This window comes from Streptomyces chartreusis (assembly GCF_008704715.1).
Classification (GTDB): Bacteria; Actinomycetota; Actinomycetes; order Streptomycetales; family Streptomycetaceae; genus Streptomyces; species Streptomyces chartreusis.
In genome coordinates, this window is sequence record NZ_CP023689.1 from 9,556,129 (window position 1) to 9,569,112 (window position 12,984).

The window sequence follows — 12,984 nt, forward strand, 5'->3', positions numbered from 1 at the left end:
AAAGCCGCGCAGCGTCCGCCGAGGGTGTCGTGGGAGATCTCCCGAACCCGGCAGCCGTCGCGCTCTTCGACGAGCCGGCCGAGCCGGGGTCGCGGAGGTATGCCGTCGGCGGCTTCCCTGCACCCGCGCCAGAAGGCGTCGAAGTCCGGCGGGGCGTCCGGTGCGCCGATGTTCAGCAGGTCGTCGAGGGTGCGGCCGTGCGTGGGATCGAAGTCGAAAGGGTGGCCGGCGAACGGCATGGGGCGACTGCGGGCAGCCGCGCGAGGCCTACCGCCCGGTGGGTCGCGGGAACGCTCGGGCAGCGGCGTCGATCACAGATGCTTTCCATGTGCATTGATCCGTCTTACGTTGCTGTCGCATCGATCGGGAGCGTGCGGTCGCGGCCGAACGGTGCCACGCGGGCCGTCCGTCGGGTGTCGCGCTCGTTACCGGAGTGTGACCATGACCCCTCTTGTCAGGCCCCGAACCGCTGCAACAGAGTGATGTATGCGCTTACAGACAGCGCATACATCTGCACCAGAGCTCAAGGAGGAGCCCTCCATGAACCGCGCCGCCGCAACCGGGTCGCTCGCCCTCACCCTGGCGTCTGCGCTCACCCTCACCGCCTGTGGCGGCTCGGGTGGTGCGGGCGTGGCAGCCGATGCCAAGCAGACCCTGACCGTGTGGGCCATGGGCACCGAGGGGGAGAAGCTCGGCGACGTCGCCAAGGAGTACGAGAAGACGCACTCCAACATCACCGTGAAGGTCACGCCGGTCGGCTGGGACGTCGCCCACCAGAAGCTGGTCGCCGCGGCCGCCGCCGGGAAGCTGCCCGACGTGGTGCAGATGGGCGGGACCTACCTGGGCGAGTTCGCCGACATGGGCGTCCTGGAACCGGTCGACACCAAGACCTTCAAGGAGGGCGACTTCTTCCCGGCCGCCTGGCAGCAGGGCTCCTACGACGGTGAGACCTACGGCGTCCCCTGGTACGTCGACACGCGCGTGCTGTTCTACCGCACCGACCTCGCCGACAAGGCCGGCATCAAGAAGGCCCCGGCCACCATGGCCGAACTCCAGAGCGCGGCGCGGGCCTACCAGGAGAAGGCAGGCGCCAAGTGGGGTCTGTCCGTTCAGCCCCGCGGCCTGGACACGGTGCAGAGTTTCTACCCGTTCCTGTTCTCGGCGGGCGGCGCCATCGTCGACGACGACGGCAAGGCCGTGGTGAACTCCCCCTCCGCCGTGAAGGCGCTGGAGAACTACGGCAGCTTCTTCAAGAAGGGCCTCAGCGACAAGGGCGTCCAGCCCGGCTACGACGTGACCAAGGACTTCAACACCGGCTCCGTGGCCATGTTCTTCGGCGGCCCCTGGTTCACCGGCCTGCTCGACGACAACTACCCCGACCTCAAGGGCAAGTGGGCCATAGCCCCCGTACCCGCGGACCAGGCCTCCGTCTCGATGGCCGGCGGCTCCAGCCTCGCCGTCTCGGCCGACAGCGACCACAAGGCCGCGGCGAAGGAGTTCGTCTCCTACCTCACCGACGCCAAGGGACAGGCCGACTGGTTCGAGCGCACCAAGGACCTGCCCGCCAACAAGGCCGCCTGGGAGTCAGGCGACCTCGCCGGCGACCCCGCCCTCCAGATCTGGCGCAAGCAGATGGACACCGCCAGGAGCACCCCCTCCCAGCCCAAGCTGACCGAGATCACCTCCAAGGTCGACGCGGCCATCGAGTCGGTCACCCAGGGCAAGTCCACCGCGAAGGCCGCCCTGGACAAGGCCCAGTCCGAGATCGAAGGCCTCGTGCAGTAAGAGAGCGTGCCCCCTCATGTCCCTCACGACAGGACCGGCCGCCCACGCGGCGGCCGTCGACAAGAGCCCCGAGCCCGGCGCGCCCCCGCGCCGCGGCCGCCGCTCCCTGAACAGACACAACCTCACCGGATGGCTGTTCTCCACGCCCTTCCTGGTGCTGTTCGGCCTGTTCATGCTCTTCCCGATCGTCGCGACGCTCCTGATGAGCTTCACCGACTTCGGTGCCCGCCACGTCACCCGCCCCCTGGAGGCGGAGTTCGTCGGCCTGGACAACTACACCAAGCTCTTCCAGGACGACACCTTCCTCAAAGCCCTTTTCAACACCGCCTACTTCGTCGTGGTGGGCGTCCCCGCGACCATCGTCCTGGGGCTCCTCGCGGCGATCCTGCTGAACAACGGCATCGACCGGGCCCGCACGTTCTTCCGGATCGGCTTCTACGCCCCCGTCGTCACGACCATCGTCGCCGTGGCCATCGTCTGGCGGTTCGTGCTCGACCCCTCCGACGGACTCATCACCTCCCTCGCCTCCGAGGTCGGCCTGAGCGCACCGGACTTCCTGGGCTCGGAGACCTGGGCCATGCCGTCGCTGATCGCGATGGCCGTATGGCGCAACCTCGGCACGGTCATGGTGCTGTGCATCGCGGGCCTCCAGGCCATCCCCACGGAGGTCCGCGAGGCCGCCCGGCTCGACGGCGCCGGCGCCTGGCAGGAACTGCGCCGCATCACCGTCCCCCTGCTGCGGCCCACTCTCCTCTACGCCACCGTCATCACCTCCATCGGCTACCTCAACGTCTTCGAGGAACCGTTCGTGATGACCCAGGGCGGCCCGTCGGACTCCACCCTGACGGTCTCCCTCGACATGTACCGCGAGGGCTTCAACTTCTTCCACATGGGCTATGCCAGCGCCATGGCGTACGTCCTGTTCGTCGTGATCATGGGCATCACGGTGCTCCAGCTCCGCCTGCTGAAGGACAACACCCGATGACCGCCGAGACAGCCGTGAAGGCACCTCGCCCGCGCCGGACCGGACGCGTGCGCAAGCCGCTGCTCTACACCGTCGCCTCGGTGGGGCTGCTGGTGATGGCCGCCCCGTTCCTGTGGATGGCGCTGTCGGCGTTCAAGACCCGGCAGGACCTCACGGCGAGCCCGCCCGTGTGGATCCCCACGACCTGGACGCTGGACAACTTCAGCGCCCTGCTCGACCAGCTCGACATGCCGCGGTACTTCCTCAACTCGCTGATCGTGGCCGTCCTCGTGACCGTCAGCAACCTGCTGTTCTGCTCGATGCTCGGCTACGCGCTGGCAAAGCTCGACTTCTCCGGCCGCTCCAAGGTCTTCGGCCTGGTCCTGGCCGCGCTGATGGTCCCCGGCAACCTCATGATCCTGCCGCTGTACGTGCTGATGAACGGAATGGGCCTGATCGACACCTACGCCGGTCTCGTCCTGCCGTTCGCCGCGGGCGCGTTCGGCGTGTTCCTCATGCGGCAGTTCATGCTCCAGGTCCCCGACGAACTGCTGGAGGCGGCCCGCATCGACGGCGCGGGGGAGTGGTACATCTTCTGGCGGATCGTGCTGCCCCTGGTCAAGCCGGCCCTCGCCACGCTGACGATCTTCGCGTTCCTCGGTTCCTGGAACAACTTCATCTGGCCTCTGATCGCCACCAACGACCCCGACAAGTACACCCTGCCGGTGGCTCTGGCGACCTTCGCCAACGATCCGAACCGTACGGTCGCCGGCGGCAACGGCATGCTGATGGCCGGCTCCCTGCTCGTGGTCCTGCCGGTCCTGCTGGTCTTCGCCGTCCTGCAACGGCACTTCACCCAGGGCATCGCCACCGCCGGCATCAAATAGCCCCCTCTGCCACCACGTCACCCACCCCGGTGCTCGCCCGCACCGCCCCGGGGCCGGGCCGCCATGCCCACACCCCCCACCCCCTACCGGAAAGACAGCGACACAAGATGACGCACCGCACCGCCATTCCCTTTCCCGACGGCTTCCTGTGGGGCGCCTCCACCGCCGGCCACCAGATCGAGGGGAACAACGTCAACAGCGACTGGTGGCGCAAGGAGCACGACCCGGCGGCCGGCATCGAGGAACCCAGCCTGGACGCCTGCGACAGCTACCACCGCTGGGACGAGGACATGGACCTCCTCGCCGAACTCGGCTTCACCGACTACCGCTTCGGCATCGAGTGGTCCCGCATCGAGCCGGTCCCCGGCACCTTCTCCCGCGCCGAGATCGCCCACTACCGCCGCATGGTCGAAGGCGCCCTCGCCCGCGGACTGCGCCCCATGGTCACCCTGCACCACTTCACCGTCCCGCAGTGGTTCGAGGACCTCGGCGGCTGGACCGCGGACGGCGCCGTCGACCTCTTCGTCCGCTACGTCGGGCAGTGCGCACCGATCATCGCCGACGGTGTGCCGTACGTGTGCACCATCAACGAGCCCAACATGATCGCCGTGATGGCCGGTGCCGCGAAGGCCGGCGACCAGGGCTTCCCGCCGGCAGGCCTGCCCACCCCGGACGAGGAGACCACCCACGCGGTCATCGCCGCGCACCACGCGGCCGTGAAGGCCCTGCGCGGCAAGCACCCCGACATCAAGGTCGGCTGGACCGTCGCCAACCAGGTCTACCAGGCACTGCCCGGCGCCGAGCAGGTCACCGCCGACTACCGCCACCCGCGCGAGGACGTCTTCATCGAGGCCGCCCGCGGCGACGACTGGATCGGCGTCCAGTCCTACACCCGCACCAAGATCGGCGCCGACGGCCCGATCCCCGCCCCCGAGGACGCCGAACGCACCCTCACGCAGTGGGAGTACTACCCGGCCGCGGTCGGCCACGCGCTGCGCCACACCGCCGCCGTCATCGGCGACGACACCCCGCTGATCGTCACCGAGAACGGCATCGCCACCGCCGACGACACCCGCCGCGTCGACTACTACGCCGGCGCCCTCGACGCCGTCGCCGCCTGCCTCGACGACGGCCTCAACGTCCGGGGGTACCTGGCCTGGAGCGCCCTGGACAACTACGAATGGGGCTCCTACCGGCCCACTTTCGGGCTCATCGCCGTAGACCCCGTCACCTTCGCCCGCATGGCCAAGCCCTCCGCGGAATGGCTGGGCAGCCTGGGCCGCGAGCGCGCGCTGCCCCGCGCGGGCGCCTGAACCACCAACGGCTGACCCACCACAGACGGGCGGGGGCCGGCCGGCTCCTGACACCGGCCGGCCCCCGCCACACCCCCTCAGCAACTCCTCGGCACGACCCGGCACGACCCGGCACGACCGCACCACGGCACACGTATCCCGTCCGCCAGCACCCGAGGGAGCCAGATCAGATGAACCGCCGAAGCTTCCTGACGGCCGCCGCCACCACCGCCGCGGCCGTCACCACCGCGACCCCGCTCACCGCACAGGCCGCCCCCGCGTCCCGCTCCGACTCCGAACGCCGCCTGCTGCGCGAGTGGTTCACCGCGACCCACCGCTCGATGGAGGCCATGACGACCGAATTCGGCCTGGCCGCCGACAAGATCGACGTCAGCGGCAGCGGCACACCGGTGCCCTCCGCGCAGACCTCGCCGACCAACATCGGCTGCGGCCTGTGGTCCACCGTCGCCGCCGCGGGTCTAGGCGTCATCTCCGGGACGACGATGCGCCGCCGCCTCGAACGCGCGCTGAGCGCCGTCGAGCGACTGGAACGCGCCCACGGCTTCTGGTTCAACTGGTACGACGCCCACGACGGCTCCCTGCTGACGACCTGGCCCGAGACGGGCGACCCGATCCGTCCCTTCCTCTCCAGCGTCGACAACGCATGGCTGGTGACCGGCCTGCGCATCGCCGCCCACGCCGACCCGTCCCTGCGCCCACGCGTCGCCGCGCTCCTCGCCGACGCCGACTGGTCGTACTACTACACGCCCTACGACCCGGCGGACCCCGTCGCCGGCCCGGGCCAGCTCCGCGGCGGCTTCTGGCCGGACAAGCCCGGCAAGGGCGAGCCCACCGGCCACCACTACGGAGCCCTCAACACCGAGCCCCGGATGGCCAGTTACCTCGGCATCGCCGACGGCTCGCTGCCCACCGACCACTACTGGCACCTGCTGCGCACCCTGCTCCCCGGAGCGGGCCAGGAACAGCAACCACAGGGCGAGTACGCCGACGTCGACGGCGTACGCGTCTGGGAGGGCCACTACACCTACAGAGGACGCGACCTCGTCCCCACCTGGGGCGGCTCGATGTTCGAGGCACTGATGGTCCCCCTCTTCGTGCCCGAGGCCGAATGGTCCCCGCACTCCTGGGGCACCACGCACCAGCGCTACGTCCGCAGCCAGATCGAACACGGCCTGAAGGAGGCGGGATACGGCTACTGGGGCTTCTCCCCGGCCTCCATCCCCGACGGCGGCTACCGCGAGTACGGCGTCGACGCCATCGGCATGCAGGAGGACGGCTACAACTCACTCGGCGTCGTCACCCCGCACGCCAACTTCCTCGCCCTCCCCCAGGCCCCCACCGAGGCCCTCGCCAACCTCCGCGGCCTCGCCCGCGCCTTCGACGCCTACGACGACCGCTACGGCTTCCGCGACTCGGTCGACGTCACCACCGGCCACGTGAGCGACTACGTCCTGGCCCTCGACCAGGGCATGATCACCGCGGCCCTGGCCCAGCGACTGCAGCCCGGCCTCCTCCAGGCCCCCTTCCGCACGGGCGGCTTCACCAGCCGAGTACGACCCCTGCTGCGCAAGGAGCAGTTCTCGATCTGACCGACCCGTGGGGCTCACCGGTCGGCCTTCGCTGCGGTTGCCACCGGGACCGGCTCCTCGATGACGTCGGGCAGGGCCTGTTCTGCCCAGATGACCTTGCCCTGGGGGGTGTAGCGGGTGCCCCAGCGCTCCGCCATCTGGGAGACCAGGAACAGGCCCCGGCCGCCCTCGTCCGTCGTCGCGGCGTAGCGCAGGTGGGGCGAGGTGCTGCTGCCGTCGGAGACCTCGCAGGTCAGGGCTCGGTCGCGGATCAGCCGCACGTGGATCGGCTCGGCGCCGTAGCGGATGGCGTTGGTGATGAGTTCGCTGAGGATGAGTTCCATCGTGAAGCCGAGTTCGGCCAGGCCCCACGCCTCCAGCTTGCCGGACACGGCGTCGCGCATTCCCGCGACCGCCGCCGGGTCCGGCCGGACGTCCCAGTCGGCGATCCGGTCGGCCGGCAGTTGCCGCGTACGGGCGACGAGCAGCGCGACGTCGTCCTTGGGGCGCTCGGGGAGCAGGCTGTCCAGCACGTACCTGCAGGTCTCCTCCGGCGGGCGCTGGGGGTGGCCGGTCAGCGCGTCGCGCAGCAGTTCCATGCCGACGTCCAGGTCACGCCTGCGGTCCTCGATGAGGCCGTCCGTGTAGAGGACGAGCTGGGTGCCCTCGTCGAGGCAGAGCTCCGCGGTCTGGAACGGCATCCCACCGACGCCGAGGGGCGGACCGGCCGGCACGTCAGGGAAGGTGACGGTTCCGTCGGGCCGGACCAGCGCGGGCGCCAGATGCCCGGCACGCGCCATGACGTAGCGGCGCGTCACCGGGTCGTAGATCCCGTACAGGCAGGTCGCGCCGACGACGCCCGAGGCACTCGCCGCCGCCTCGTTCTGGTCGATTCGGCCGACCAGGTCGTCCAGGTGGCCCAGCAACTCGTCCGGCGGCAGATCCAGCGCGGAGAAGTTGTGCACCGCGGTCCGCAGCCGGCCCATCGTGGCGGCCGCGTGGAGCCCGTGGCCGACCACGTCGCCGACGGCCAGTGCCACCCGGCTCCCCGGCAGGGGAATCACGTCGAACCAGTCCCCGCCCACGCCCGACTGAGCGGGCAGATACCGGTAGGCGATGTCCAGGGCGTTCTGCTCGGGCATGGCCTGCGGCAGCAGGCTGCGCTGGAGGGTGACCGCCATCGCGTGCTCGCGGGTGTAGCGGCGGGCGTTGTCGATGCTTATCGCGGCACGGGCCACCAGCTCCTCCGCCAGCGACAGGTCCTCCTCGTCGAAGCTGTCGTGATGGTGGCCGCGCCAGAAGTTGGCCATGCCCAGCACGACGCCCCGGGCCTGGATGGGGGCGGTGATCAGGGAATGGATGCCGTAGTCGATGATCGCCTTGGCGCGCTCCGGGTCCTGTACGCGCCAGGACGTGGCGCTCGGCAGGTTGCTCACCAGCTGGGAGCGTCCGCTGCCGTACCCGCGCGCCTGGGGCGTAGCCGGCTGATAGGCGAACAGCCGGCCCTGCTCGGACAGCGGATGATCGTCCCTGATCCCGCACACGGCCGCGCGTCGCATGTCCGCCGCCGTGGGCGCCGGCTCCTCGCCGTGCAGGACGGCGTCGGCCAGGTCGACGGTGACGAAGTCCGCGAACCGCGGGATGGGGACGCGCGCCAACTCGTCGGCGGTGCGGAGCACGTCCAGGGTGGTGCCGACGCGCAGCCCGGCGTCGTACAGCAGCCTCAGCCGCTCCCGTGCGACCTCCGCCCTGCCGGTCACCGCCTGGAGTTCGGTGGAGTCGCGCAGCGTCACCACCGTTCCCTTGGGGCCGCCGTCAAGATCCGTGGGCCGCTGGTTGACCGCGAGCAGCCGTTCCCCGGAGAGGTGCACCTCGTCCGTGGCCTCGCGGCCGGAGACGAGCAGCTCCTTCGTGCCGGGATCGAGGCCCGGCAGCTCCGGCACGAGCCGTCCCTCGACGTCCGGCGGCAGCTCCAGCAGCCGTCTGGCCTCGTCGTTCGCCAGCATCAGCCGACCGTCCGGGGAAACGATCAGGACACCTTCCCGTACGGAGTGGAGCACCGTGTCGTGGTGCTCGTACATCAAGGTCATCTCGTCCGGGGCGAGGCTGTGCGTCTGCCGTCGCAGGCGCCTGCCCACCAGTGCCGTCACTCCGGTGGACAGTGCGAGGGCCGCGGCCCCGGCGCCCAGGATGATCGGCAGCTGCCGGTCCACCTGGCTCTCGACGTTCTTGACCTTCATCCCGGCCGAGACGAGCGCCACCACCTGGTCCTCGGTGTTCTTGATCGGGACCGTGGCCTGCACCTCACGGCCGAGCGGGCCGTTGACGCTCTCCACGTAGACCTTGCCCGCCAGCGACGGCCCGATCTCGCCCACGAACCGCTTCCCGATCCGGTCCGGCAAGGGGTGCGTGTACCGGATGCCCTCGGTGTTCATGACCACGATGAAGTCGACACCGGCAGCCCTGCGCGCCGCCTCCGTGAGCGGCTGGAGGATCTTGCTCGGATCCGGGGTCTCCAGGGCCGCCAGGACACCCGGTGAGTGCGCGAACGTCTGGGCCACGGCAGTGGAGCGGTGCCTGGCCTCGGCGCTGGTGTCCCGCTCCGACTGGAGGACGAGGGCAATGACGGCGCAGGTCACCAGCAGCACCACCAGAGCCACCTGGAAGACCAGCACCTGCCCGGCCACGCTTCGCGTGCTCCTGTTGAACAGCCGTTTGACGGATAGGTGCCGAAAACGGGCGAATCGATTCGCCATGCGACCTTTCTAGCATCGGTGATCCCGGGAGGCCAGGGCCCATTCACGGGATCCTTATCCGGCTGACCTCGGACATCTGTGCCGTCGCGCCTGTCTGACCTCGGATCCCGGGGCTCGGTCGTCCGTCCCGGACGCCCGCGCGGGGCGGTGATTTCTCCGCGCTCGATGCCCACTTAGGCCGATATGATGCATTTTGTGATCATGTCTGCACGGCACGGGCGCCGTCGCCCCGCCTACAGCGGCCGATGGGAAGCCGCCCGGCTGTCACCCGTGATCCTGGCCGTCCTCATCATCGGCCTGGCGTTCTCCACGCCCAGGGAGATCGCCATCAGCCGCCTGCTGCCGGCCGCGCCCGCCCTTGCCGCCGCGATGTGGCCCGTGTTCCCCACGATCGTGCTGGGGGCATTCTGCTTTCTCGCCATGATCATCCTCAGCTTCTTCTACACCGACCTGGGGACGCAGTACACGGCCGCCGCGATCATCGCCGTCACCCTCGCGGCCGCATACGGGAGCCATGTCCGACTCCAGCGGGAGGAGATCCTCTTCCATGTCCGACTCGTTGCCGACGCGGCCCAGAAGGTGCTGCTGCGCCCGCTGCCGCGCCGTATCGACGACGTCGAGATCGAATCGCTGTACCTCGCCGCCCAGGAGCAGGCCAGGATCGGCGGCGACTTCTACGAGGCGATCGGCACACCGCACGGGATCAGACTGCTCATAGGCGATGTACGGGGCAAAGGTCTGTCCGCGGTGGGGGCGGCCTCGGCGGTGATCAGCTGCTTCAGGGAAGCCGCGTACGACGAGCCCGACCTCAGAGCGATCATCCATCGCCTGGAGACCACCATCACCCGCCACAGCGCGGCGTTTCCCGCCCATGACCAGCCCGAACACTTCGCCACCGCCCTCCTCGCCGAGATCCCGCACGGCGGCGGCCGCGTACGCATTCTCAACTGCGGGCACCCGCCACCACTGATCGCGCACGGCGGGAAGGTCCGGGTCCTGGAACCCACCGTCGCCTCCGCGCCCCTCAACCTCGCGGCACTCATCGGCGACCGCTACTGGGTCGACGTCGTCGCCTTCGCCCCGGGGGACCGATTGCTGCTCTACACGGACGGCGTGTCGGAGACCCGGAACCACGACGGCCAGTTCTTCCCGCTCGCGGAATGGATGCGGCAGCAGGACCTGGAGCAGCCCCGCGAGCTGCTCGACCAGCTGCACGGGGACCTCCTCCGGCACAGCGGCGGCCGGCTCGACGACGACATCGCGGCACTCGCGCTGAGGTGCGCCGGCGCGCCGGAACGGGGAGCCGTGGGCGTGGAGGGCTGAGAACGGGAGTACCTCCCGAATTCCCTGCCCCACGGCCGGCCGGCCGGGCGGATAGGGTCCGGCTGTGCGTTGATCTTCCGTGCGGCCGCCTTGTGCCGCCGCAGACGGTGCGGGGCGCGTCCCGAAGTACGGGTCCGCCCCCGGTAGCCATGCCTGCCCGTCACTCCCATTCCACCGGAGATCCGCACAGTGACCGCTCAGCCACTCACCTACGACGCGTTCGTCGAGCTCGCCACCGCAGATCCGGCCGCCGTCGGCCTCGTGCTCAAAGGCTCCCGAGCCCACGAGGGCATGATCACCCGGCACTCCGACCACGACCTGTACGTGGTCCTCGCCGACGACGCGACGACCGATCTCACCCGCTTCGCGGGCCACCGCACCGAGGAACTCGATCTCGTCATCGTCTCCCTCACCGCGTTCCGCGCAGCGGGGATGCCCGGCTTCGAACGCTACGCCCTCGCCCGTGCCCAGGTCGTGCTCGACCGGCTCGACGGAGGCGTCGCCCGGATCCTCGCCGACAAGGCCCGACTGAGCGCCGAGGAGGCGTTCCGGGACTCCGGCCCCTGGCTCGACGCCTACGCCAACTCTCTCTACCGCTCCATCAAGAACGACCGGGACGGCCACGCCCTCGCCGCTCGCCTCGACGCCGCCGACAGCATCGGGTTCCTCCTGGAACTCCTCTTCGCTCTCGACCGACGCCCTCGCCCCTACAACAAGTACCTGACCTGGGAACTCGCCCGGCACCCGCTGCCGGGATGGGACACCGGCGAACTGCTCCGCGCCGTGGACCGCATCTCGGCAACAGGCGACGTGGATGATCAGCGCCGTCTCTTCGCTCTCGTCGAGACGGCGGCCCGGCAGGCAGGACACGGCGAGGTCCTCGACGCGTGGGGCGAGGACCTCGACCTCATGCGACCGCGACAGGGAGGCCGCGCACCGTCGTGGACATGGCATGGGGACGGTCCCCATGCCATGTGCCGGTGATCAGCCCTGGTACTCGTCGAGGTCGCCGTCCGGGACCCAGGAGCCGTGGATCCCGGCGGTCACCCGGCGGGGCAGGTGGACGGTCGCGATCCGGTCGAGACCCGCGGCGTCGAGGACCAGGAGCTGCGAGGCGTCCTGCTTGAGGTCTGAGACGACGGTGAGCAGGTATCCGTCGTCCTCGCGGGTCGCCGAGGCGGCAGGCACGAAGACGGCCTCGCTGGGCATGCGCGCGTCGCCGATTTGGCGGATGCGACGGGCGCCGGTGGTGCGGTCGTACTTGACCAGACCGTAGCCGCCGAGCCCGTTCTCGTCGGGGAAGGATATGGCGTACTGGTACCGGTTCTCGGCGCCCAAGTACTCCTCGTTCAGGGTCGGGAACTCCACCGGCAGGTCGTCGATGATCTGCTCGTCGACGGTCCCCGCGGCCAGGTCGACGACCCATCGCCGGGTGTAGGAGCGGGCGGTCGGCTCGCTCCCGCGGCCCGGCGCGCCGATCCACCAGTTCCAGGAGAGCCGGAAGCCCTCGCGGTCCACGGTCGGGCCCTCCAGGACGATGCGGCCCTCGTCGTCCTCGTAGGCGTTGGCGACATGCAGCATGCTGCCCGGTTCGATGGAGAACCAGCGGATGTGCCGGGCACCGTCGGCCCCCCGGGGCATGACGCCGATACGGGAGACGTGCTCGTCGCTCCAGCCGTAGGGGATGCCGGAGTGGTCGGTCGGGTCGAAGACGACGTTGCCCTCGACGAAGACCACATGACCGCGGGTGATGGCGAAGTCGTGCTTGAGCGAGGAGGTCGCCCCGGGGACCTCGGCCTCGTGGACGATCTCGCCCTTGGCGTCGGCGACGTAGTGGATCAGATACGGCGGCACGGGCGACGAGGCGAGGAAGTGGAGCTCTCCCGTGACGGGGTCCTCCTTGGGGTGCGCGGTCATGGCGGTGCGCAACTTGCCGTTGAAGTCGTAGGCGCCGACGGTCTCCAGGTCGGGGCCCAGTTCGAAGGGGAGGTTGGCCTCGCACAGGGCGAGCAGTCGTCCGGCGTGCTCGATGACGTGGGTGCCGGCGGTGCTGGCCGTCAGGTCCGGTCCCTGCTCGGTCATGTAGGGGGCGCCGTCCAGGGCGGGGGTGTGCACCCAGCGGTTGCGGTACCACTCGGCACGTCCCTCGCGGAGCCGGATGCCGTGCACCATGCCGCTGCCCTTGAACCAGTGGGTGGGGGTGACACCGGGCTTGGGGTTGTGGCCGTTGCGGAGCAGCCGGCCGGTCAGCTCGGGCGGCAGGGAGCCCTCGACGGTGAGCTCGGTGGCGGTGACCTCGTCGGCGACGGGGGTGAAGTGGCCCGTCAGGTAGGGCTTGTTCGCAGTCATGGCGGAACCTCTTTCGAAGAGTGTGCTAGGTGTGACGGA

General features: G+C 70.0%; 9 protein-coding genes. 7 read left to right on the top strand and 2 right to left on the bottom strand.

Annotation, left to right across the window (positions count from 1 at the left end; all coding sequences use genetic code 11):
* Positions 1-540 precede the first annotated feature (540 nt).
* The 5 genes from CP983_RS42180 (at position 541) to CP983_RS42200 (ending at position 6,538) form a co-directional block, all read left to right on the top strand.
* Positions 541-1,785 (top strand): sugar ABC transporter substrate-binding protein, encoded by a 1,245-nt coding sequence (locus CP983_RS42180; protein ID WP_150505788.1) that lies wholly within the window; start codon positions 541-543, stop codon positions 1,783-1,785.
* 16 nt (positions 1,786-1,801) lie between these two features.
* A complete protein-coding gene (locus CP983_RS42185) occupies positions 1,802-2,770 on the top strand; it encodes a carbohydrate ABC transporter permease (protein ID WP_150505790.1) in 969 nt (322 codons plus the stop codon).
* A complete protein-coding gene (locus tag CP983_RS42190) occupies positions 2,767-3,636 on the top strand; it encodes a carbohydrate ABC transporter permease (RefSeq protein ID WP_107909561.1) in 870 nt (289 codons plus the stop codon). Before CP983_RS42185 ends, CP983_RS42190 begins: the two co-directional genes overlap by 4 nt.
* A gap of 107 nt (positions 3,637-3,743) precedes the next feature.
* A complete protein-coding gene (locus CP983_RS42195; RefSeq protein WP_150505792.1) occupies positions 3,744-4,949 on the top strand; it encodes a glycoside hydrolase family 1 protein in 1,206 nt (401 codons plus the stop codon).
* 170 nt (positions 4,950-5,119) lie between these two features.
* Positions 5,120-6,538, top strand: a complete 1,419-nt coding sequence (locus tag CP983_RS42200; protein ID WP_150505794.1) for a glucoamylase family protein — start codon at positions 5,120-5,122, stop codon at positions 6,536-6,538.
* 14 nt (positions 6,539-6,552) lie between these two features.
* Here CP983_RS42200 and CP983_RS42205 read toward each other — a convergent pair whose 3' ends face one another.
* A complete protein-coding gene (locus CP983_RS42205) occupies positions 6,553-9,273 on the bottom strand; it encodes a SpoIIE family protein phosphatase (RefSeq protein ID WP_189748903.1) in 2,721 nt (906 codons plus the stop codon).
* A 201-nt stretch (positions 9,274-9,474) separates the two neighbouring features.
* On the opposite strand from CP983_RS42205, the gene CP983_RS42210 reads away from it, so the two are divergent.
* Positions 9,475-10,596: a PP2C family protein-serine/threonine phosphatase gene (locus CP983_RS42210; RefSeq protein WP_229914911.1), complete on the top strand. Its 1,122-nt coding sequence runs from the start codon at positions 9,475-9,477 to the stop codon at positions 10,594-10,596.
* A 189-nt stretch (positions 10,597-10,785) separates the two neighbouring features.
* Positions 10,786-11,580, top strand: a complete 795-nt coding sequence (locus CP983_RS42215; RefSeq protein WP_150505796.1) for a hypothetical protein — start codon at positions 10,786-10,788, stop codon at positions 11,578-11,580.
* Here CP983_RS42215 and CP983_RS42220 read toward each other — a convergent pair whose 3' ends face one another.
* Positions 11,581-12,945, bottom strand: coding sequence for a carotenoid oxygenase family protein (locus tag CP983_RS42220; protein WP_150505798.1), 1,365 nt, complete (start codon positions 12,943-12,945; stop codon positions 11,581-11,583).
* Positions 12,946-12,984 lie beyond the last annotated feature (39 nt).

Excerpts from the sequence above, each read along its gene's own strand:
- CP983_RS42195 (WP_150505792.1), top strand. The coding sequence starts at position 3,744 with ATGACGCACCGCACCGCCATTCCCTTTCCCGACGGCTTCCTGTGGGGC.
- CP983_RS42180 (WP_150505788.1), top strand. The coding sequence starts at position 541 with ATGAACCGCGCCGCCGCAACCGGGTCGCTCGCCCTCACCCTGGCGTCT.
- CP983_RS42205 (WP_189748903.1), bottom strand. The coding sequence starts at position 9,273 with ATGGCGAATCGATTCGCCCGTTTTCGGCACCTATCCGTCAAACGGCTG.
- CP983_RS42200 (WP_150505794.1), top strand. The coding sequence starts at position 5,120 with ATGAACCGCCGAAGCTTCCTGACGGCCGCCGCCACCACCGCCGCGGCC.
- CP983_RS42190 (WP_107909561.1), top strand. The coding sequence starts at position 2,767 with ATGACCGCCGAGACAGCCGTGAAGGCACCTCGCCCGCGCCGGACCGGA.
- CP983_RS42220 (WP_150505798.1), bottom strand. The coding sequence starts at position 12,945 with ATGACTGCGAACAAGCCCTACCTGACGGGCCACTTCACCCCCGTCGCC.
- CP983_RS42185 (WP_150505790.1), top strand. The coding sequence starts at position 1,802 with ATGTCCCTCACGACAGGACCGGCCGCCCACGCGGCGGCCGTCGACAAG.
- CP983_RS42210 (WP_229914911.1), top strand. The coding sequence starts at position 9,475 with ATGTCTGCACGGCACGGGCGCCGTCGCCCCGCCTACAGCGGCCGATGG.